Source organism: Methylopila capsulata, from assembly GCF_016907975.1.
Taxonomy (GTDB): Bacteria; Pseudomonadota; Alphaproteobacteria; order Rhizobiales; family Methylopilaceae; genus Methylopila; species Methylopila capsulata.
In genome coordinates this window covers 155,311-177,353 of sequence record NZ_JAFBCY010000001.1, presented here as the reverse complement: position 1 = coordinate 177,353, position 22,043 = coordinate 155,311, and the positions used below count along the sequence as shown (strand labels likewise).

Below are 22,043 nucleotides of genomic sequence, written 5' to 3'. Positions count from 1 at the left end.
CTAAACCGCCGCGGCGAGCGGGACGGAGTGCGCGGCGGCCGGCGCGCCGTCGATCGCCTCCACAAGGCGCCGGCCATAGGCCGGAAGATCGAACTCCCGGGCTCGCTCGCGCGCGTTCAGCGAGCACCGCTCGTAGAGCCCCGCGTCTGCGGCGAAGGCCGCCAGCGCGGCTTCAATGGCGTCCACGTCGCGGATCGGGACGACGTAGCCGTCCACGCCGTCGCGCACGACGCTGCCGGCGTTCGGTGTGGTGACGACCGGCAGACCCGCCGCGAGCGCTTCGTAGATGACGGTCGCCGATCCCTCGCAGATCGAGGGCAACAGAAAGACGTCCGCCCAGGCGTAGTGCGCGGCGATCTCGGTCCGCGGCACGGCGCCCGTCAGCGTGACGGCGTCGGCGAGCGCGGCGCGCGCCGGCCCTACGACGTCGCAGGCGCCGACCATCCGGAATTCCGCCCGGGCGCCGAGGCGTCGGGCGGCCTCGAGGACGTAGGGCGCGCCTTTCCGGAGGCCGACCCCGCCCACCGTCAGCACGCGCAGCGGTCCCGGCGCCCTGCGGCGCGGTTCCCCGCCCTCGTGCATGTCGACGCCGTAGGGCACCACCACGCAGCGCGCCGGAGCGACCCCGCTCGCGATCACGCCGTCGCGCACGAAACCGGAGCCGCAGACGACCAGGTCCGCCGTCGCCCACTCCTCCCGCTCGCGCGCGGCGTAGTCCTGGGACAGGCCGTCAAACGCCGAGACGGCGCTCCACCCCGGGAACCGCTCTTCCTCTTCGAGCACGAGACGGTCCAGGATCAGCTTCGGGGCGACGATCTGCTCGACCACGGTCTTCAGCCCGCTCGCCCGCATCGCGACAAGCGCCTCGAGGCATTCGCCGCTGAAGCCGTAGACGCCGCCCGCCGCCCCCAGGCCGTTGCTCTGGACGTGACGCACGAGGCGCCGCGAGAGCTCACGGCCCGCCCAGAGATGCGCCTCGGTCTGCTCGGTCGGCGTCTTCGCCCGCGCGCGGCGCATGCCGAAGCCGACGCCGACGCTCGGGAAGGTGACGACCGCGGATTCGGGCACCGCGAAGGGCACGCGGCCGGTGAGCCGCCGCAGGGCCGTCGGCATCACGCCGCCGGGGACCGCGCGCAGCAGCTTCGGCCAGCCTTTGGTCGCGCAGATGTCGGTGTAGAAGCGCTGCAACCGGCCCTGCGCGTGCAGCATGCGCGGCACGGCGTAATGCATCCGCGCGCCGAGCTGGCTGACGATGAGCTTCATTGCGGGCTCGCTCATCGCGCGGCCCCCGCCGGATCGACGCCGAAAACGCTGGGCGCGCCGGACGCCGGACGAACGGCGCAGGATTCGATGACCGTCCGCCAAGCCGCGAGCCCGCGGCGCCGCGAGAAGCGCTCGTCGAACATGCGACGGGCCGCGACGCCGAGACGGGCGGCGAGCCGCGGGTTGTCGGCGAGGCGCTCGATGTGGGCGGCGAGAGCCTCGGACGCCCCGACCGGGACCGAGACGCCGCAGCGGTGGCGTCGGAGCAGGCCCGCCACTTCGCCGTCGACGTCGCCCACGAACAGCGTCGGCCGCCCCGCGGCGGCGATCCCATAAAACTTGCTCGGAACCACTGACAGCTCGAACTCGGGCAGCAGGGTGACGAGATGGGCGTCCGCCGCCGCGAGCGACTCCGACAGCCGATCGAGCGGCTGGAGCGGCCGGAACATCACGGCGCCTAGGTCTCGACGGCGGGCCTCCTCCTCGACCCATGCCCTTTGGTGGCCGCCGCCGACAAAGAGGAAGGCGACGTCCTCGCGGTGGCGGAGCCGGGACGCGGCGTCGAGCACGGTCGTGAAATCGTGGGCGCGGCCGAGATTGCCGGAGTACCCGACCACGAATTTTCCGGAGAGCCCCCACTCCTCGCGGAGCCGCGAGGCCTCGCGCGGCAGCGGCGTGATCGCCTGGCCGTCCGACCAGTGGGGGACGACGGCGACCCTGGCGCCGCCGCCGCCCTGGGCGCGGAGACGCGCCGCCATCCGCTCGATCGGCGCCACCGTCACCCGGGCGCGGCGGACCGTGAGGTTTCTGAGCGCGAGAGCGAGGCGCCCCGCCAGGCCGGTGGGCGTCAGCACGCCGGCGTCGAACGCCGCTTCGGGGAACAGGTCGTTCGACCAGTTCACCAGCACGGCCCGCTTCGCGGCGATCGTCGGCCAGGCCGAGACCGACATCAGAGGCGGATCGGTGCAGACCACGCAGACGTCGCCGCGCCGCGCCCGCGCGGCCAGCCTCGCGGCGGCGGCGATGTGGAAGCTCGCGTAGTCCAGCGCCCGGCCGACAAGCGTCGCGCGCCCGAACCGCGCGCCCCCGACCCGGAACACCCGCACGCCTTCGATCGTCTCCGTCGGGGGCAGCCGCCGGGTCGCGTCGTCGTGCCAGGCATCGCTCGCGATCGCCTCCACCTCGAACCCTTCGGCCGCGAGGCCGAAAGCGAGACTGGCGGCCATCCGGCTGGTCGCCGACTGGTCCGGGGCGAAGAAGCGATTGAGAATGATGACTTTCATGCGCGGTCCCCGACCGCGACCCATGCGGCGGCCATCAGGGGACAGCGCGGGCTCCGACGCGCCAACCGGGCCGTGCGGATGAAGCGACGTCGGGGCCTCGCTCGTTCGGAGGAGGGTCCTTGGGGCTTGGGGCGGTGGCCTACGTCGTTCGGGGAGGCCTTCGCCTCTCCCCGCGACGACTTGCGGTCTATGGCGTCGGGCTGGCGCCGGCTCGGAAGCCGCTCCAGCGGTCGCCATGGGTGCTCCAACGCACGCCGCGGCTGGCCCAAAAGCCGATCGATCCGGGGCTCAGCAGCAGGCCGCGCACGAAGACGTTGCCGCGCAGGACTGCGCCCAGCAGCCGCCCTCTCCCCGGCGGCACGCTGCGGAACAGGCGCCCCGACCAGATCAGCTTGAGGCCCGTCACCATGCCGTAAGGCGCGCCGACGACGCGGTTGCGCTCGAACACCGGCGCGATCACGTCGCCGCCGCGGCTGTCCCAGAGGTCCATGGCGAGGCCGATATGGGCGACGTCGCGGATATCGTTCCGGCGGAACACGTTTCCGACGCCGCCAAGCACAGCGGGGTGGGTGTCGTAGCCGAAGGTCAGCCCGGCGTAGATCCCGTTGTTGACCGCGCGGATGCGGTTGCCTTCCACGAGCGTGAAGAACGGCGCGGATACGCTGTCCTGAGGCGTGCCGGAGGTCGCGGCCGCCATCACGCCATGACGCATGCGCGAGATGTCGTTGTCGGCGACGACCATGTCGAAGCACAGGCCCCAGACGAGCACGGCGGTCGAGTTCGAGTCGTGGGCCGCGTAGGTCTTCCGGCCCTGAAGCCGGTTGCGGTAGACCACCGCGCGCTCCGCGACGGGGGTTACATAGAACTGGCTGCTCGTCCGGTCCGGCGGCGCCGTCCAGGGACGGTCGAAGGTCACGACGTCGCCCTTGATCGACACGACCCGCCGCCGCTGGCCCGCCCCGCGGCCGGCCGCGATCACCACGTCGCCGCGCGTCGCGCCGGGCGCAAGGGAGAGCCGAGGTATCGTCACGGTGGTTGGCGACAAGGCCGAGGCGCGGCCGAGAAGAGCGACGCCGCCGAACTCGAAGATGATCTGTTCGCCCTTGTTGCAGTCGACCGCCGCGCAGTCGCGCGGCGCGGCGTTGCGCGTCTCGTTGCCGCTGAAGTAGGCGTCGCGGACGCTGCCGAAGTGCCCCTGGGCCACGAACAGGCGGCCGATGCCAGACCCGTCGGCCCGCGAGGGATCGGCGTTGACGAGCAGGTTGCCCACGAGCGCGAACTCCCGTCCGCCCCAGCTCGTGACCGCGGCTTCAGCGTCGCTGGTCATGCGGAAGACGTTGCCGGTCGCGAAGACCTGCTCGCTCACGCCGAGGAAGCTGCCGGCGCCGGTGATCTCGTTGCGCACGATCTCCAGGCCGCGGGCTGAGATCCGCAGCGTCTCGCCGCCCCAGGAGTTGAGACGCGAGTCGGCGATGCGGATCCGCGCGCCGCCCAGCGCGATCAACGCGCGATCCTGCGCCGAGACCCGGCGGTCGGCGTCGATCGTGAGGCCTTCGATCGCGACGTCGCGAACGTCGCCGCCCGCGTAGATGAAGCCCTGGGCATCCAAAGGCGCCGCCAGCCTGAGCGCGGTCGCGTTTCGTCCGGCGCCGAGCCAGCGCACGCCGGACGGCGCGCGGAAGCTGCGGCGCGAGAGGTAGACGCCCCGCCCGAACCGCAAGGTGCTCGGGGCCGCCCGCTCCGCAGCGGCGAGCGCCGCCTCGATCGCGGCGCCGTCGTCGCTGGCGCCGTCGCCGCGCGCTCCGAAGTTGGCGACGTCGACGACGGTCGACCAGGCTGGCGCGTTGCGGATCGTCAAGGTCAGCGGGCCGCTCCAGCCCAGCCGACCGCCACGGCCGTTGTGCGCCCAGACCTCGTAGGCGCCGGACTGCAGCGCAGGGGTTCGAACTTCGACGCGGTAGGGGTTGGCGGTCACGACGGGCAAGAACAGACCCTCGGTCGCCGAGGTCTTCAGGTAGACCGCCGCGCGCGAGCCGTCGGGATCGGAGAGGTTGCGGCCGAACACGGCGAACGGCTCGCTAGGCGCCGCGGCGTCGGGACCGAGCCACCAGGTCTCCGTACGGTTGACCGGGAAGGCCGGCCCGTACCCCTTCGCGGAACGGGCGCGCAGCAGATGCATCGCGCCCGCGGGCAGCGTGGACGGCAGCGCGAGCGTCGCCGCGGCCGGCCCGGCATAGTCCGGCGCGATGCGGACGACGGCGCCCGGCCGGCCCCTCGCCTGGCTGAAGACCTCGAAAACCGTGCTGGCGGCGAAGTCCGATCCCGCGAGCGTCACGGTCTCGCCGGGACCGGCCGTCCGCAGGCCGTCGCCGATCACGGGACCACTTCCGCCCTCGAGCGCGAACGGCGGATCGTAGGGGTCCGCCCCCGGCGGAACCAGCGGAGGCGGGCGAGAAGCGATGGCGGCCTGTCCCGCTCCCTCTCCGACGACCTGCAAGGCCGCGAGGCCTACGGCGAAGGCTAGACCTGCGACGAGGCCCGCGCCGCAGAGCCTCGCCAGCAAGCGCCTAGGCATGCCCCATCGCGGCCGTGAACGCCGGCCGTCGCGTCTCCGCCAGACGGCGCTCCCAGGCGAGCGCGCTCGCGACGATGCCGTCGAGATCGTCGTGCCGGGCGACCCAGCCGAGGGTCTCGCGGAGCCGCGTGGCGTCGGCGACCAGCGCCGCGGGATCGCCCGCGCGCCGCGGCGCGGGCCGGACGGGGAAATCGACACCGGACGCGCGCTTCATCGCGCCGATCACCTCGCGCACCGACGCGCCGAACCCATAGCCGCAGTTCGCGACGAGGTTCGGGCCGCCGCCTTCGAGATGCCCGAGCGCGAGCATGTGCGCCTGAACGAGGTCCGAGACGTGGATGTAGTCGCGTACGCAGGTGCCGTCCCGTGTGGGGTAGTCGTCGCCGAAGCAGTCGAGCCCGGCGCGAAGACCGACGGCGGCCTGCGCCGCGAGCTTGATCAGATGGGTCGCCCTGCCCCCGGACTGGCCGGCGCGCCCGAGAGGATCGGCGCCGGCGACGTTGAAGTACCGCAGCGCGGCGTAGCGCAGGCCGTAAGCCAGGCCTGCGTCCGCCAGCATGCGCTCCGTCATCAGCTTCGAAGCGCCGTAGGGCGAAACAGGGGCCAGGGGCGTGTCCTCGCCGAGCGGCTCCGCGGAGGCTTCGCCGTAGACCGCGGCGGTCGAAGAGAACACGAAGTTCCGCACGCCCACCGCCACCGCGGCGCTGATCAGCTCCCGGGAGCGGACGGTGTTGTTGAGGTAATAGGCCATCGGGTCGGCGACCGAGTCCGGCACCACGATCGACCCCGCGAAGTGCACGATCGCGCCCACGCGGTAGGTCCGGGCGATCGACGTCACGAGGTCTGCGTCGCCGACGCAGCCCCGCACCAGCGGCACGCCCGCGGGAACGGCTGCGGCGAGGCCGGTGGACAGGTCGTCCAGCACGACGACCGGGCGTCCGGCGTCGCGCAGCGCGAGGATCATGTGGCTGCCGATGTAGCCGGCGCCGCCGGTGACGAGGACGTTTGACGATGTCATGGGTGCTCCGCCGGGTCTTGCGCCCGCGCCGGAGCCCCTCCTGGCGAGGCGACCGACGTCGCGGATCACGCTAGCGACGCCGCCTCCCGGCGCGCCTCGGCTCTTCGGCGTGCGCGGCCGCCGTCCGTCATCGAACGGCGTAGAAGAGACATCCGCTTTTTCGCCGAGGCTCGTACCTCCGGGGGGCTTCCATCGGACGTCTCAGTCTTTTGCGCATGGTGAAACCGCCGTCGAAGCGACATGCACGGAGCGCAGCCATGGGATCCGGCGGATGGAAGCGGCCGATGCCGAGAAGGGCGCCACGAGAGGCGTGCTTGAATTGCGGGACGCATCGCCCTTCGGTCAGGCTCCGAGCGCGGAGCGGATTCGGCGGGCCGCCGCACGGGACCGGCCCTCGACACGCCCGATCCCGCGCAACACATGGAACCGGGCGCGCTCGAACTCCTCCCGCCGCAGCCACTGGTCGTAGCGTTCGGCGATCTCGCCGCTGAGAGCTTCGACCCACAGGGCGGAGACGCGCTCGCGGGTGAACGCGCGCCCGCGGGCGACGCCGTTGGCCACGAAGCGGCGGTAGTCCTGCGGCCATCGCTTCAGGCGATCGACCGCGGCGACCGCGTCCTCCAGCGTCTCGACGCGGATGTAGTCCGCGCCCGGCGTTCCGACCTGGGCATAGGCGGAATCAAAGCCGCCGACGAAGGGCGCCTCGGCGAGCCAGGCGTTGACGAGCTTGCTGGGAGGTTTGCCGGGGTAGGTCCGACGATCGAAGCTGCGAACGCCGATCAGCACATCGAGTTCGCTCACGTCGTTCCAGACGCTCGGGTCGGGAACCACGAAGTCGACCCCGACGCCCTCGAAGGCCTGCCGCCATTTGCTCTCGTTCAGGGCCAGGTTGCCGTTGAAGGTCTGCCCGACGTAGGCGACGCGCTCGACGCCGCGGCGCTCGGGGTTGCGTTTCCTCAGCCGTGGCTGGGGCCAGAGCGGCAGGTAGGTCGCGCCGGCGCCCGCCTGCAGCCGGTTCTGCACGAGATGATGGTGCGCCCAGCGCCGGGCCGGGAAGTCCGCGCGCGCGCAGACCACGAAGGCGTCGGCCGAGCCGCCGATGCGGGCGAGATGCGCCGAGTGCACGATGTTGATCGCGTCGCGGTGCAGCGTGTTGGAGCATCGCACGTTGAGGCCGCCTTGCTCCGCCAGGATCAGGTAGGTCTGCAGACACCAGCAGAGGTCGCCGTGCGCCGACATGCCTGCGGCGAGGTCCGGCGCGCGCTCGAAGCAGTCGTCCATGGAGCTGACGGCCCGCAACCGCGCCAATTGCTCCGAGGACCTGTCGACGACGAAGTTGACCGCCGGCGTCATGGCGGGTCACGGCCCCTTCGCGGACTGCCGGGGAATGAGGCCCGCGCGGAGCGCCAGCCGGCGCAGACCGTCGCCAAGGACGCTCGCGATCTTCCGGTCCGGCCGCTCGTGGCGAAACAGCTGGCCGACGGGCGGCAGCAGGCGCATCCGCGGACGGAGCGCGAGGCCGAAGCCGAGCACGTCGCGGCCGATCGCCATGTCGCCCCGGCAGCAGCGGGCGACGCCGGTCCAATAGGCCGCCTCCGCGAGACGACGTCGCGCCAGCGCATGATGCCGCCGCGCGTTCGGGACGCGAGGCCCGTGATGCTTGAACACCGTGTCGAAGGCGAGCGCGCGCTGTTCATAGTCGACGAGGATCAGCGCGTAATAGGCGCGCGACATGTTGGAGCCGTGCAGCCGGTAGACCGCCTGCGTCAACGGCGTGTCGGCGACGTCGCCATAGGCGGCGAGCCGCATCCACATCTCCATGTCGCCGGCGTGCGGCAGCAAACGGTCGTAGCCGCCGACTCTCTTCTGGACGGCGGTGCGGACGATCGCCGTCGGCGTCGGCACCAGGTTCCGGATCCGCTCGCAATGCTCCCGGATGAACGCCTCGCCCGATCTCAACCGCCATTCCGGCGGCGCGTTCGGGTCCGAGAACGTCGGCTCGGGATCGCCCTCGTGCAGGTCGACGCTCCTGCCGTAGGTCAGCGCAACCTTGGGGTGGGCGTCCATGAGGGCCGCCGCCCGCGCCAACGCGCCCGGGGCAAGGAAGTCGTCCGCCGACAGCAACAGCATGTACGGGGACGTCGCCCAGGCGATGCCCTCGTCGTAGGTCACGAGCGCGCCGCGGTTCCGTTCGTGGACGACGACCTCGATTCGCGGATCGCGGGCCGCGAGCGCGCGAGCCGCCTCGGCGGAATCGTCCGGCGAGGCGTCGTCGATGATCAGCATGCGGACGTCGTGCAGCGACTGCGCCTGGATGCTCTCGATGCAGTCTTTGAGGAAATGGCCGTAGCGATAACAGGGGATTGCGATGTCGACGACGGCCATGGCGTTGACGTGTCCCGCTCTCGTGGCCGCCCGCGCTCTGCGTCCCGGCGAGGAAGGCTAGCCGCGGGCGCGCGGCCGCCGCCACGCGCCCCTTCGGCGAAGGCGGCGCCTCCAAAGCGGTAGGCCGGCGCGGAAGCTCACGCCGTGGTCGCCTTGAAGACGACGTCCACCCAATAGTTCGTCTTGGAGAAGGTCTCGGTCGGGAAGGTCTGGCTCGGTCCGTATTGGTAGACGCCGTTCGCAGCCCCAGGCGCGTCGGCCGGGGCCGTCAGCGAGCCGCTGACGCGCGCCGTCGCGAAGTAGTTGGTGTCGGCGGAGTAGAAGCCGGTGGTGTGGTAGGAGGCGACGTAAGTCGTCCCCGCCGTGATCGCGATCGGCGTCGCGAACAAGGCCGTCTGCCACCCGCTGCTGGTCTCCGACGTGAAGGAGACCATGGTGAGTTGCGCGCCCGCCGCGCTCCACAGCCGGCCCTCGTGCGCGCCGACGTTGCTGGGCCCCTTGTAGAAGCGGATGCCGGTGATCGTGCCGGCGACGCTCGCCCGGAAACGCACGCCGAGCTCCACCGGCGTCGGGTCGCTCTCGGTGACGACCGCGGGCGTCGCCGTGTCCGGAAACAGCGTCTCGCCGTTGATCGGAGGCGCGGGCGGCCCCGCCGCGAAGGTCAGGTCGACCCAATAGTTGGTTCCGTCGAAGGAGCCGTCGGGGAACGTTCCCGCAGGGCCATAGGCGAAGACGCCGTTGAGCGCGGCCGGCGCGCTCGCCGGGGCCGTCAGATGTCCTCGAACCCGGGCGGCGGCGAAGTATCCGGGATCGGCGGAGTAGAACGCGTCCGTGTGATACGAGACGACGTAGGGCGTCCCAGCCGTCACGTCGATGGGCGTGGCGAACAGGACCTGCTGCCAGCCTCGCAGGGTCTCGTTGGCGAAGGTGGCGACGCCCATCTGTGCGCCGGCCGCCGTCCAGAGCCGCGCCGCGTGGACGCCGACGTTGAGATCTCCCTTGTAGAAGCGGACGCCCGTGACCTGCCCCGACACCGCCGGCACGAACCTCAGGCCGAGTTCGACCGGGGTCGTGTCTTCGACGAACGGGTTCGCCGGCGCGTCGGCGTAGCTCCACAGGCTTTCTGTGGTCGGGGCGAGCACCGTGAGCGTGCGGCCGGCCGATGGAGTCTCGGTGTTGCAGCTGTCGTCGGTCGCCCGCGCGCGGATGACGTAGCTCCCCGGCGCCTGGGCGTTCCAGGCGAAGGTCCAGGACGCGCGCCCGCTCGCCTTGTTCCAGGTGACGCCGTTGTCCATCGACACCTCGACCCCCGCCACCACGCCGCCGGCGTCGGTCGCCGTGCCGCGCACGACGATGCGCTGACCTTCCCGCACCCGCGCCCCGACGGCCGGCGACGTGATTATTGAGACCGGGGGCGCAACGTCGCTGGAAGCGGGGGTCGCGACGACGTCGGCTTGCGGCGTGGCGGGCTGGACGTCCATGTCGGCCAGCAGGTTCACCGTCGCCTGCTGCACGTTTCGATCGACCGGGGTCGCTTCGTTGTCGTGGTTGGCGTCGAGACCCCAGGCCCAGTAGACCGTGCCCGCCCCGAACACGAGCCCGCCGCCGTTCGGGGCGCGGTAGAGCGTGAGGCTGTGGCTGGCGGTCGCGGCGCCGATGGTCGAGCCGTAGTCGCGCAGATAGGTCGTGACGTTGCGCGCGGTTTGCGACAGGTCGATCAGGCCGCCCGGCCGGAAGCCGTTGTCGCGGTCCTCGTCCCACTCGTAGCCAAGGTAGTTCTTCACCAGCGAACCGGTCTGCCCGGACGTCAGATTGGCGAAATCGGTGTTGCGCCAGAACCGGAAGCGGGAGTTCTCGTAGGGCACCTTGATCGTGTCGAGCCGATAGCTGTCGACCTGGAAGATCGTGCCGGTCAACGCATTTTCCGGCCGTCCGCCGTCGGAGGGCGGCGAGAACCGGGGGTCTCGCCACGTGCCCGTCCAGGTCGGAGACGGGTCGATCTTGGCGTTGGCGCGGCTCTCCTTGTAGCAGACGAGGGTGCGGTAGGGCGTCGCCGCGCCGGCCACGCTCGATTCCCAGCGGGTCTTCCAGTAGCACTCGTTGCCGCTGAAGAACGCGAGGTTGACGCCGGCGTCCCGCGCCGCCTCGACGTTGGCCCGTTGCGGGCCGGACCAGTACTCGTCGTGGCCGACCGACAGGAAGATCTTGTGGAGCAGGATCTCGGCGCCGCGCCGGTCGCTGTCGACGCCGGTGGAGTAGGAGACGTCGTAGCCGTTGCGTTCGAGCCAGCGGATCATCGGGTATTCGACGCCGAAGATCCAATCCTGCGGCCCGCTCTGGAAATCGTAGCCGCGGGTGTTGTAGGGCCGGTTGTAGCTCACCTTGTACGCGCGGAAGGCCGGCAGGTCGCCGCCGTAAAGGTTGTAGCCGCCCCAGGAGTTGTAAGCGCACCAGGTGGTGTCGGAGGTCTGGAACAGCAGGTCGCTCGCCACGCCGTCGTCGCGCACCACGAAGGGGATGTGGTTGACGCCGGCGGTGGCGTCCTGCCGGACGAGCTTCGCGATGTAGAGCCCCGTCACCTCGGTGGACGGCACGGTCCAGGTCGCGGACACCGCCCAGTTGCCGCAGTCCACCAGGCCGATGCTGGGGTCGCCGCCCGGGGTCGGCTGGGTCTGCGCGGTCGCGAGCTGGCGCTGGATGGTCGTGACCTTCCGGGCGCCATTTCCGCCGTAGTAGCCGAGGCGGTAGATGTCGATCCGGTAGTTGAGCGAGTTCGTCCGGATCTTGAAGCTGACAGTCTGCCCGCGGTTGAGGCTGATGTCGGTCGCAAAGCCGACGATGGTGTCGTCGCCGATCCCATTGATCATCCAGTCGCTCGGCGGGTTGCCGGGCTTGGCGTTTTCGACCGTGATCTTGTTGGTCGCCGCCTGAAGTCCTTCGTCGCCCGCCGCCATGCGCAGCGCGGCCTCGTGGTCGATGAACGGTCTGGACGTGACGTCGCTTTCGGACACAGCCCGCATGGTGGCCCCCGGCTGCCGCCCCCGGCGACATGTTGTTGACAGAAAGGGAGTTCTTAAGCCCCGTTCCGAAGTATTTTGCTAATCGAAGCATCCTTGAAAGATTGGCTTGAGCGGTAGGCGCTGCGCGGTTCATCACCTGAAAGAGGTATTCAGGCCTCGAAAGGCGTAGAGAGCGGACATAAGCCGCCAAACGGCCAGGGGCGGACGTAAGCCCGCGCCTGCGCCGACGGGGCCGCTGCTCCGGAAGGCGTAGAGCCGCCGCCTGCGCTTCCTCCATCGGCCCCGTTGCGGCGGACGCCCACGGACCGCCTAGATCCGCTTCGGTTCAACCGGAGGGACGCGATGAGCGGCGTGACGGCAACGCCTGTCGATGTTGCGATCCTCTGCCGGGGGACGGCGGACGTGAAGGGCTGCGCGGCGAGCGTCCGGGCGCAAGGGCTCGGCGGCATGCGCATGGTGATCATCAGCGACGGCGGCGAAAACGACCACTTCGCGCGTGACCTCGCGGCCTCGCGCCCCGATCTTTTCGCCCTCCCCCACAACGACGCCTCCACCGAACGCCGCTGGGCGACCGGAGCGCAGGCGCCATTCCTGCTCACGCTTTCTGCCGGCCAAAGACTCGTCGCCGGCGCCATCGACGCGGCGCTCGCGCTGATGACGTCGCGCCCCGATGTCGTTGCCGGCTGCAGCCGATGCGCGGAGGCGGAAGAGACCGCGTTGCCCACAATCAACGACTGGCGCATCGACGACGGCCTCTCGGCGATCCGCCGGATGTGCGGCGCGGCGAGCGCGCCTTCAGGCGATGGGCCGGTGATCGTCCGCGCCGCGCTTGGCGCGCCCTTCGGTCGGCCGGGGGGCGAAGGCGCGCGGCTGGGCGCCTGGCTGCGGCTCAGCCTGCGGGGCGCGGTCGCGGAATGTGCGGCGCCGCTCGCGGTCCGAGCGCCTGCGGAGCCAGAAGACGACAGCAGCCCGCTCCGCAGCCTGAACGCCCGGCGCGAGGCCTTCGCTGCGTTTTTCCGAACGGACGGCCGACGATTGGCCGACGCGGCGGCGCTCGCCCGGCTCGCGAACCTCCGGCTGGCGCAACAGGCCTATTGGGCGGTTTGCGCCGAACGCGCCCGCGGCCACGCGACGGCGAGCGGCGACCTTCTGCGCTTCGCCCGCCGGTTGGCCCCGGCGGCCGGTCCCCGGGCCTGGGGCCTGCTTGAAGCGGGAGGACCGCCGCCCGCGCCGAGGTCGGGCCGGTTCACGGCGTTCTGCCGGCGGCTCGCGCTCGAGGTGTTTCCTTGAACGCGAGCGATCCGGGTCGCCGCTCGACGGTCGCCCGCCGCATCGCGCTTGCGGTCTCGGCCATGTGGATGTCGCGGCTGGTGGCCATCGCGCTCGGCCTCGTGCTGATGCCCGCTCTGTTCAAGAGCCTGCCCAAGGCGGAGCTCGGCGTGTGGCTGCTGCTCAGCCAAAGCGGGGTCATGCTGCTCATGCTTGATCTCGGACTGACCTCGACGCTCACGCGCCGCTTCGCGTTCCGGCGGGGCGAGGCTGCAGGCGGGCCCGAGGAGCCGCTCACCGCGGAGCACGCACAGGCCTTCGCCGCGCTGATCGCGACCGGACGCGTGCTCTACCGGGGGATCGCGGCGAGCGTCGGTCTGCTCGCCTGGGGCGGCGGCCTGCTGTTCATCGCGACGCTCGGGCTCGACGAACCGCTGCGCCGCGAGGCTGAACTCGCCTGGACGATCATCTGCGTCAGCCAGGCGATCGCGCTGTCGAACGGCCTCTGGACCGCGGTCATCGCCGGCCTCGGGCACGTCGCGCCGATCGCGTTGCTGTCCGCCGGGATGACGAGCCTCACCCTGCTCGCCCAGACCGCGGTGGTGTGGGCGGGCGGCGGGCTCGTCGCGCTCGCCGCCATCGGGGCGGCGGGCAACGTCGCCTTCCGAGCCGCCGCGATCGTCTACCTCCGGCGCAACGAGTCCGCCGTGAGCGCCGATAGCGGGAAATGGAGCCGGGCCGAGGCGGAAACGCTGCTGTCGCCTTCGCTGAAGTACTTCCTCACTGAAATCGGCGCGATCCTGTTGACGCGCACCGACCAGTACTTCATCGCCGGCTATTTCAATCCCGAGCGCATCCCGGAGTATTTCGCCTCCTACACGCTCGCCTTCAACGCCGCTCTGATCGCCATCGCGATCGGCGACGCCGCGAACATCTACGTCTCGCAGCTCTGGCGCACGACGGCCCGCGACCGCGTCGCGCCCCTGGTGCTGAAGAGCATGCGGATCGGGATGGGGTTGATGGCGCTCGCGACGGCGTTGTTGCTGTTCGCCGGCGACGCCATCATCGCCGCCTGGCTCGGCGCCGGGCACTACGCCGGACTGCCGCTGATGGCGACGTTCTGCGCGATGCTGCTGGTCTACACCCAGCAGAGCCTCCTGTTCGGCTTCTCCCGCGCCACCGAGAACGAGATCTACGCCGCGATCTACCTTGCGGCGGGCGCGCTGAACGTCGCGCTCAGCTTCATGCTGGCGCCGACTCTGGGGCTCGTCGGCGTCGCGCTGGCGACGTTGCTCGCCCAGCTCGCGACCACGGGCTGGCAAATTCCCGCCACTGCGCTTCGCCGGCTCGACATTCCTTGGCGGGTCTACGTCGCGGAGGTCCTCGCGCCCGTCCTCGCGCTGTTCATCGCGGCCTCGGCGTCGATGGCGGTTGCGGCCGCCTTGACCGCGCATGTGGGTCCCCTGCCCCGGGCTCTCGCCTGCGCTGGCGCCGGCGGCCTGGTGGCGCTCCTCGGGTTCTGGACGCTGGTGCTCGACCGCAACCTCCGCGCCATGGCGCTCGGACGCGCGCGGCGCGCATTCGGGCGCCGGCTCGTGACCGACGCTTGAGGTAGCAAGCCTCTCCCCGCCTACCTCCTTCGCCCACCTCCCCCTCTCCGCAGCCTCAAAGGCGGAGGTCCACTCGGCTGAAATCATAGCTCCCGGCGCAGTCCGGCCGACGTCTAGCGTTCGAGCGACCACGGCGATCCGCCGCACGACCACAGGCGCCGCGGCGTGCGCGCCCCGGACCGACGAGACGGGATTCCATGACCTCGTACGCTCCCCAGCTCCTGAACGCCTTTCTTCTGACCGTCGTGCTCGTGGCGGCCCTGCGCGCCGCGGCGGTTCCGCTCGGCCTCGTCGACCGGCCGGACGAGCGCAAGCGGCACATCGGCCAAGTGCCGCTCGTCGGCGGGCTCGCGATGTTTCCGGCCTTCGTCGTGGCCTCGCTCTCCCTGGGGCCGGATCTTCGGGTTCCCTGGAGCGCCTTCGCGGGATTCGCGGCCTTCGTCGCCATCGGCGCTGTCGACGACCGCATCAGCCTGCGGGCGGCGCCACGCCTGCTGATGCAGTTCGCGGCGGCGGCGCTGGCGATCGCGCCCGCGCACATTGTGGTGGAGAGCCTCGGCGGCGCCTCGGACGCCGGGCTCGCCCTCGGCGCGCTAGCCCTCCCCTTTACGCTGGTCTTCGTCGTCGGGCTCGCCAACGCCTTCAACATGGCGGACGGGCTGGACGGCCTCGCGGGCGGGGTCGCCGCGGGCGCGCTGTTCTGGCTCGCGATCACCGCCATGGCGCTCGAGCGCACGGCGGCGGCGATCCCGCTCCTGCCTCTGCTGTTCGCCGTGCTCGGCTTCCTCGTGTTCAACCTGCGCCACCGCTGGCGCGCCCGGGCGTCCGTGTTCATGGGCGACGCCGGCAGCCTGCTGCTCGGGGCCGGCGTCGCCTATTTCGTAGCGACGTTCGCCGGCGGGGAAGGCCGTGTCGCGTCGTTCGTCGCGCTGCTCTGGACCTGCGCCCTGCCGATCGTCGAGACGCTCAGCCTGATCGTCCGCCGCCTCGGCGCGCGGCGCAGCCCGATGGCGGCGGACCGGCGTCATCTGCACCACATCCTGGTCGACGGCGGCGTGCCAGCCGGGCGCGCGACGGCGCTGATCGTCGGCGCGTCGCTGGCCCTCGGCGCGGTCGGCTTCGTCGGGGCCGTCGCGCAGATCGCCGACGGCGCGCTGCTGGCCGGCTTGGCGGCCGTGGCCGTCGCCCACTCCCTGTTCGTCGTCTACGCCCCGCAGCGCCTCCCGGCCTGGCTCGCCCGCCCCGCGCGCGACGACGCGGCCCTGCCCTCCCGCGCCCCCGCAAACCAGCAGGGCGTCTGACCGTTGCGCCAGTCCCGTCTTGAAAGGGCTACCGGAATGATCCCTGTCTCCGTCGTCATCCCGACGCGCAACGAAGCGGCGAACCTCGCCCATTGCCTTGCGGCCCTGCGCGGCTTCGACCAGGTCGTCGTGGCCGACAGCGCGAGCTCCGACGCGACGGCGGCGATCGCAGAGCGCTACGGCGCCGCCGTCGTGCCGTTCGACTGGAACCGGAAATACCCGAAGAAGAAGGAGTGGTCGCTCCAGCATCCGATTGTCCGCAACGACTGGGTCCTGATGCTGGACGCGGACGAGATCGTCTCGCCGGAGCTCGTCGACGAGATCGCGGCGCTGATCGAAAAGGGCCCGCCCTGCGCCGCCTACTTCATCGAAGGACGCTTCGTGTTTCTGGGCGAAGCGCTGCGCTTCGGCCACCGCAACTGCAAGATCATGCTGGTCGACCGCCGCCGGACGCGGTTCCCCCATCCCGACGATCTCGACGTACCCGGCGGCTGGGAGGTTGAGGGCCACTACCAGCCGCTGGTCGACGGCCCGGTCGGCCGCATGCGCTCGTCGCTGCTGCACTGGGACCGCAAGCCCGCCGCCGCCTACTTCGGCCGCCACGATCTCTACGCCGACTGGGAGGCGCGCCTCGCCGAACGCGGCGTTCTCGCCAAGCTCGCCGAGAACGAGAGCTGGACGCGGCGCGTCCTGAAGACCGCGTTCCGGGTCACGCCCTGCCGCTGGCTTGTAGCCTTCCTGCATTCCTACGTGTTGAAGCTCGGCGTGCTCGACGGCGCGGCGGGCTTCCACTTCGCGATGGCCCGAGCGTTCTACTACTGGCAGATCGCGCTGCGCCGTCGCACCCTCGCCGCTGACGCCCGGAACGCGGGCGAGGCGCGCGACACCGGGGACGCGCAGGTCGCGCCCCTTCCCGTTGCCGGCCGGAAAAGCTGACGGAAGATGGGCGCGCTCCCTCCCCAGGGCCTTGCTCCACGCTCTGACGGCTTTCCCGGACGTGCTGGCCGGGCCGTCGCGATGATCTGGGCGGGACGCGCGACCGCTGCCCTGATCGTTGCGGCGGCGTGCGCCGCCTGCGCCCTCACCGCTGCTGGCTATGTTCTGCCCACCGTGGACGCCCCCGGTCCCGCCGACGTCATCGTGGTCCTCGGAGGCTTCGGCCCGCCACGCGCGGAACGCGCCGCGCGCCTGTTTGCCGAGGGGGGCGCACGCCGGATCCTCGTCGCCGGGGCGGGCGACTGCGAAGCGATACGCGACATGTTGGTCGCCCGCGGCGCGCCGGCCGGCGCCATCGATACCGAATGCGCTTCGCGCTCGACGCTGGGCAACGCGCGGCAGGCCGTTCCAATGCTGGCGGGCGCGAGGTCGGCGATCCTCGTCACGCACTGGTATCACCAGCGCCGCGCGCTGGCGTGCTTCCGCGCGACGGCGCCCTCCATCGCCTTCGCGAGCGCCTCCGTCCGTCGCGACCTGCCGCGCTGGCGCCTCGGCTGGACCGGAGAGTCCAAAGCGGTTCTGGCCGAATACGCGAAGATCGCGTGGTATGCGCTGCGCTACGGGATCGTGGCCTGGGGCGCGCCTGCGACGCCCTCGCCGTGACCTGGATGCTGGTGGCGATCCTGGCCGCGCTCTGCCTCGGCCTGCTCGTCGACGGCCTGGTCCGGCGCGGGGGCGTCTACGAGTTTCCGTTTCTCGCAGCCGCCATGTCGACCGCCTTCGTGCTTCCGCAACTGCCCGGACTGGTGGACGGCCCCTTCCTGCCGGACGGCGGGTTCTCGGCCGCCGTGGTCTTCACCGTCGCCTGCCTCGGAGCTACGCCGCTGGGATGGCGCCTGGCCCGTCGGCCGCTCCTGCGCCAGAGCGTCCCGCTCGACGAGACGCGCCTGCTCATCGCCGCCGCGGCGCTGTCGGCGATGGGCGCGGGGTTCTACGTCGCGGTCGGGCGCCTGCCGCCCGAGGAGACGGTGTCGGTCGCGATCAGCGGCTTGCCGGTGGTGCTGTTGTTCTTCTCCAAGATGCTGGTCTACGGCTTCGCGATCGCAGTGCTGTGCGCCGCGCGCCTCCCCTCTCTGCCGGCCCTCGCGATCGCGCTCGCCGACTCGGCGCTCTACCTCGACCGCGTCTACGTGACGGGCAAGCGCGGCGAGGCCTTCGAGTTCGTTCTGCTGATCGCGCTCGCGGTCTGGTTCCAGCGCCGGCGCGCCCTGCCCCGGGCCGCCGTCGCGGTGGCGCTCGTGCTCGGCATGACGGCGCTCGGCAGCACTGAGGATTACCGCAAGATGACCCGGCGCGGCGAGACGCCGGGGATCGCGGAGATCGCTTCGATCGACTTCGTCGGCAACTTCAAGACCCTGCTCGCAGACGGCGGCTACGAGTTCCAGAACGCCGTGATGCGGATCGACTTCACGTCCCGCAACCAGGCCTTCGACTACGGGCTCTTCCACTGGAACGAGCTCGTCATGACCTTCGTCCCGTCCCAGCTCGTAGGCGAGCAGCTGAAGCGTTCGCTGATCGTCAGCGTATCCGGCGCCGCCGACCGCTTTTACGAGGCCAAGTTCGGGACCACCGACACGGGAATGGCGGACGCCTTCGGCTCGTTCTGGTGGTTCGGCGCGCTGAAGTTCTTCGCCGTCGGCTGGATCATGCGCCGCATCTACCTCAGCGCCATCGCGGGGGACGCATCGAGCCAGCTGCTCTACATGCTGAGCGCGCTGCCGGCGATGCACATCTTCTCGCACCACACCAACTGGATCGTAGCGGCGTGGGTGCAGATGGCGCTGTTCGTAGGCCCCGCTCTCGTCTTCGCCGCGCGCCGCAGGCCGCGCGGCGCGACGGCGGCGGTCTGAGATGGCGGACGCCCCCACGACCCCGCCCGGCGCCATCCCCTTCCACGCGCTCAACCGGCCAACGTTCAGCCGTCGCCAACGGCTGGCCCGTCTCGGCTGGCGCGCGCTGTGGCTCGTGGCGGCGCGCTGGACGCCGCCGCCTCTGTTCGCCTGGCGCGCCGCCGTGCTCCGGTGTTGCGGCGCTCACATCGCGCCGACCGCGCGGGTCTACCCAAGCGTCTCGATCTGGTGGCCGCGGAACCTCGCCATGGGCGCCCACGCCTCGCTCGGGCCGGGCGTGATCTGCTACGACGTCGCGCCGATCACGATCGAGCCCTACGCGATCGTCTCGCAGCGGGCGCATCTGTGCGCCGGCGGCCACGACGTCGACGACCCGACCTTCCCGCTGGTCGCCCGTCCCATCGTCATCGGCCGCGGGGCCTGGATCGCGGCGGAGGCCTTCGTCGGCCCCGGCGTCACGCTGGGCGAAGGCGCCGTGCTCGGCGCGCGCGGGGTCGCCACGCGCGACCTTGCGTCCTGGACCGTCTACGCCGGCAACCCCGCGACCGCCCGCCGCGAGCGGCGGCGCGATGGGGCTGCCCATCCGGGCCGGCCGAGCGCGGCGGCGGCTGGGTAAGCGCATCGGCCCCGGTAAACCTTTGGAGGTAGCGCCTCGCACGCGGTCATGACCAAGGCGGTAAGCGTTCAAGCTTCGAAGTGCGGTTGCATCCCTCTTTTCATGATCTATCCCTGGATGAAACCCACTCGTAGCTTGCCCCGACAACTTCACAAGCGCGTTATCGGGGACGTTTCATGTGCCTGAAAAATGTAACGATGGGAGAAGGCGCAGTCGTGTACCATCCCGATCTCGTAAATATTTATGACTGCACCATAGGCTCTAGCACTCGTATTGGTCCTTTCGTCGAAATTCAAAAGAACGTCGAGATAGGATCGTCCTGCAAGATTTCATCGCACTCATTCATCTGCGAGGGCGTGACGATCGAAGATCAGGTGATGATCGCCCACGGGGTGATGTTCACCAACGGGCTGTATCCGGAAGCCACCAACGGCGACGGGTCGATGCAGCAAGACGGCGACTGGGAGCTGTCGACCACGCTCGTGCGCCGCGGCGCCTCGATCGGCTCTAACGCCACCATCGTGGCCGGCGTGACCATCGGCTTCGGCGCGCTTGTGGGCGCCGGAGCGGTGGTGACGCGGGATGTGCCCGACTTTGCCATCGTGACCGGTGTGCCCGCCCAGGTCGTCGGCGACGTCCGCGACCGCGCCGAACGCTCCAGAATCGTGCGCTCCCACCGCCAGGCTGTGGCCGTGAACGGGAGCGCGCAGTCGTGATCGGCATCGGGGTCGTAGGCTACGGCTACTGGGGTCCGAACCTCGCTCGCGTCGTCGGGGAGACCGACGGCTGTCGGCTCGCCGCCATCGCGGACGCCTCCCCCGCCGCCGAGGCGCGCGCCGCGAAGCGGCATCCCTCGACGGCGATCACGAGCGATTGGCGCGCGTTGGTGGCGCGGGCGGACGTGGACGCCGTCGTCGTGGCGACGCCCGTCCACACGCACTTCGACATCGCCCTGGAGGCGCTGCGCGCAGGCAAGCACGTGCTCGTCGAGAAGCCGATAACCCAGACGGCGCGGCAGGCGGAGATCCTCATCGACGAGGCGGCGCGGCGCGGCCTCGCGCTGATGGTCGACCACACCTTCGTCTACACGCCGGAGGTGCAGAAGATCAAAAGCATCGTCGAAAGCGGTGAGGCTGGAGAGATCTTTTACTACGACTCGACGCGCATCAACCTTGGCATGTTCCAGTCCGACGTGAACGTGATCTGGGATCTGGCCGTCCACGACCTTGCCATCCTCGACAGTCTGTTCGGACTGACGCCGCTCGCGGTGTCGGCCAGCGGCGCCGGCCACATCCTCGGATCGCCCGAGAACCTCGCCCACGTCACCATCTTCTTCGAGGGCGCGATGACGGCGCACCTCAACGTCAACTGGCTCGCGCCGGTCAAGGTGCGTCAGACCTTTATCACCGGCAGCCAGAAGATGATCGTCTACGACGACCTGCAGCCGAGCGAGAAGGTGAAGGTCTACGACCGCGGCGTGACCTCGGACGGCGAGCAGGACGACGCCTACCAGCGCCGCGTCTCCTACCGCATCGGCGACATGTGGGCGCCGCACGTGCCGATCCGCGAGGCGCTCCGGACCGAGTTCGACCACTTCCGCGATTGCATCCTCACCGGGTCGACGCCGCTCACCGACGGCCGGAGCGGCCTCGCCGTCGTGCGCATGCTGGAGAGCGCGACGCTGTCCATGCGCCAGCGCGGGCATCCGATCGACCTCGAACTTGGAAAGGTCGCCTGATGATCCCGCTCATGGACATGACGGCGCAGTACGCCCCGCTCGCCGAGGAGATCGAGGCCGCCGCTCTCGGCGTGCTCCGCAGCGGCCGTTACGTCCTCGGGCCCGAGGTCGAGGCCTTCGAGGCCAACTTCGCCGCGTTCTGCGGGGTCGAGCACGCCGTCGCCGTCGACACCGGAACCTCCGCGCTGCATCTCGCGCTGCTGGCGGCGGGGATCGGACCCGGCGACGAGGTGATCACGACCCCGGCGACCTTCGTCGCCACCGTCGCCGCCGTGCTCTACGCCGGCGCCCTTCCGGTGTTCGTGGACATCGATCCCGTCACCTGGACGATCGACCCCGCCGGAATCGAGGCTGCGATCACGCCCAAGACGAAGGCCGTGCTGCCGGTGCATCTGCATGGACGGCTGGCGGACATGGCCGCGATCCGCCCGATCGCGGAGCGCCATGGCCTCGTCGTCGTCGAGGACGCGGCGCAGGCCCACGGCGCGGAGCGGGACGGCGTGCGGGCCGGGGCGTTCGGCGACATCGGATGCTTCAGCTTTTATCCGGGGAAGAACCTTGGCGCCTGCGGCGAGGGCGGCGCGGTCGTCACCCGCCGGCCAGAGCTCGCGGACGCCGTCCGGTGTCTCCGCGACTGGGGCCAGGAGGGGCGCTACAATCATGTCCGGCCTGGCTTCAACCATCGCATGCACGCGGTGCAGGGCGCCGTGCTCGACGTGAAGCTCAGGCGGCTCGAGGCCTGGACGGAGGCCCGCCGCGCGGTGGCCCGCCGCTACGACGCCGGTCTCGCGGGACTGGGGATCGGCCTCCCCGCGCCGAGCGACGGCGCGGACCATGCCTACCACGTCTACGCCATCCGGACCCCGGAGCGGGAGCGGGTGCAGCGCGCGCTTGCGGAGGCCGGCGTCGGCACGGGCATCCACTACCCGCGGCCGGTCCACCTCCAGCCGGCCTACGCCTCGCTTGGGCGGCGGGAAGGCGACTTCCCGCACGCCGAGGCTCTCGCCCGGGAGACGCTGTCGCTGCCGATCTTTCCCGAACTCAGCGCCGCCCAGATCGACCACGTCTGCCGGGCAGTCGCGGAGGCGTGCTGCGACGTCCGGGCGGCCGCCGAATGAC

General features: G+C 71.0%; 17 protein-coding genes. 10 read left to right on the top strand and 7 right to left on the bottom strand.

The features are described from left to right. The 7 genes from JOD31_RS00810 to JOD31_RS00780 form a co-directional block, all read right to left on the bottom strand. Nucleotides 1-1,278, bottom strand: coding sequence for a glycosyltransferase family 4 protein (locus JOD31_RS00810; RefSeq protein ID WP_204948429.1), 1,278 nt, complete (start codon nucleotides 1,276-1,278; stop codon nucleotides 1-3). Continuing rightward, a complete protein-coding gene (locus JOD31_RS00805; protein WP_204948428.1) occupies nucleotides 1,275-2,546 on the bottom strand; it encodes a glycosyltransferase family 4 protein in 1,272 nt (423 codons plus the stop codon). Before JOD31_RS00805 ends, JOD31_RS00810 begins: the two co-directional genes overlap by 4 nt. Before the next feature lie 187 nt (nucleotides 2,547-2,733). Then, nucleotides 2,734-5,121: a glycosyl hydrolase family 28-related protein gene (locus JOD31_RS00800; protein ID WP_204948427.1), complete on the bottom strand. Its 2,388-nt coding sequence runs from the start codon at nucleotides 5,119-5,121 to the stop codon at nucleotides 2,734-2,736. Beyond that, nucleotides 5,114-6,139: a UDP-glucose 4-epimerase GalE gene (gene galE, locus JOD31_RS00795; RefSeq protein ID WP_204948426.1), complete on the bottom strand. Its 1,026-nt coding sequence runs from the start codon at nucleotides 6,137-6,139 to the stop codon at nucleotides 5,114-5,116. Before galE ends, JOD31_RS00800 begins: the two co-directional genes overlap by 8 nt. A 342-nt stretch (nucleotides 6,140-6,481) precedes the next feature. After that, nucleotides 6,482-7,492 (bottom strand): hypothetical protein, encoded by a 1,011-nt coding sequence (locus JOD31_RS00790; protein WP_204948425.1) that lies wholly within the window; start codon nucleotides 7,490-7,492, stop codon nucleotides 6,482-6,484. Between the two features lie 6 nt (nucleotides 7,493-7,498). After that, entirely contained in the window at nucleotides 7,499-8,524 is a 1,026-nt protein-coding gene (locus tag JOD31_RS00785; RefSeq protein WP_204948424.1) for a glycosyltransferase family 2 protein, read from the bottom strand. A 137-nt stretch (nucleotides 8,525-8,661) separates the two neighbouring features. Further along, nucleotides 8,662-11,544, bottom strand: a complete 2,883-nt coding sequence (locus tag JOD31_RS00780; protein ID WP_204948423.1) for a N,N-dimethylformamidase beta subunit family domain-containing protein — start codon at nucleotides 11,542-11,544, stop codon at nucleotides 8,662-8,664. A 342-nt stretch (nucleotides 11,545-11,886) separates the two neighbouring features. Here JOD31_RS00780 and JOD31_RS00775 point away from each other — a divergent pair, with 342 nt between their 5' ends. From JOD31_RS00775 to JOD31_RS00730, 10 genes are all read left to right on the top strand, one after another. Beyond that, a complete protein-coding gene (locus JOD31_RS00775; RefSeq protein ID WP_204948422.1) occupies nucleotides 11,887-12,834 on the top strand; it encodes a hypothetical protein in 948 nt (315 codons plus the stop codon). Next, nucleotides 12,831-14,423 carry a lipopolysaccharide biosynthesis protein gene (locus tag JOD31_RS00770; protein ID WP_204948421.1) on the top strand — a complete coding sequence of 531 codons (1,593 nt, stop codon included), beginning with the start codon at nucleotides 12,831-12,833 and terminating at the stop codon, nucleotides 14,421-14,423. Before JOD31_RS00775 ends, JOD31_RS00770 begins: the two co-directional genes overlap by 4 nt. A gap of 197 nt (nucleotides 14,424-14,620) precedes the next feature. Then, nucleotides 14,621-15,724 carry an MraY family glycosyltransferase gene (locus tag JOD31_RS00765; RefSeq protein WP_204948420.1) on the top strand — a complete coding sequence of 368 codons (1,104 nt, stop codon included), beginning with the start codon at nucleotides 14,621-14,623 and terminating at the stop codon, nucleotides 15,722-15,724. 36 nt (nucleotides 15,725-15,760) lie between these two features. Further along, on the top strand, nucleotides 15,761-16,660 hold the full coding sequence (locus JOD31_RS00760; RefSeq protein ID WP_204948419.1) for a glycosyltransferase family 2 protein: 900 nt from the start codon (nucleotides 15,761-15,763) through the stop codon (nucleotides 16,658-16,660). Nucleotides 16,661-16,741: 81 nt separating this feature from the next. After that, nucleotides 16,742-17,323 carry a YdcF family protein gene (locus tag JOD31_RS00755; protein WP_204948418.1) on the top strand — a complete coding sequence of 194 codons (582 nt, stop codon included), beginning with the start codon at nucleotides 16,742-16,744 and terminating at the stop codon, nucleotides 17,321-17,323. Next, nucleotides 17,320-18,570, top strand: coding sequence for a hypothetical protein (locus JOD31_RS00750; protein WP_204948417.1), 1,251 nt, complete (start codon nucleotides 17,320-17,322; stop codon nucleotides 18,568-18,570). Before JOD31_RS00755 ends, JOD31_RS00750 begins: the two co-directional genes overlap by 4 nt. Before the next feature lies 1 nt (nucleotide 18,571). After that, a complete protein-coding gene (locus JOD31_RS00745) occupies nucleotides 18,572-19,186 on the top strand; it encodes an LbetaH domain-containing protein (protein WP_204948416.1) in 615 nt (204 codons plus the stop codon). A gap of 176 nt (nucleotides 19,187-19,362) precedes the next feature. Next, complete coding sequence (locus tag JOD31_RS00740) at nucleotides 19,363-19,902, top strand: acyltransferase (RefSeq protein ID WP_204948415.1); 540 nt, start codon at nucleotides 19,363-19,365, stop codon at nucleotides 19,900-19,902. Next, entirely contained in the window at nucleotides 19,899-20,924 is a 1,026-nt protein-coding gene (locus JOD31_RS00735) for a Gfo/Idh/MocA family protein (protein ID WP_204948414.1), read from the top strand. The genes JOD31_RS00740 and JOD31_RS00735 overlap by 4 nt, the downstream gene beginning before the upstream one ends. Continuing rightward, nucleotides 20,924-22,042: a DegT/DnrJ/EryC1/StrS family aminotransferase gene (locus tag JOD31_RS00730; protein WP_204948413.1), complete on the top strand. Its 1,119-nt coding sequence runs from the start codon at nucleotides 20,924-20,926 to the stop codon at nucleotides 22,040-22,042. Before JOD31_RS00735 ends, JOD31_RS00730 begins: the two co-directional genes overlap by 1 nt. Nucleotide 22,043 lies beyond the last annotated feature (1 nt).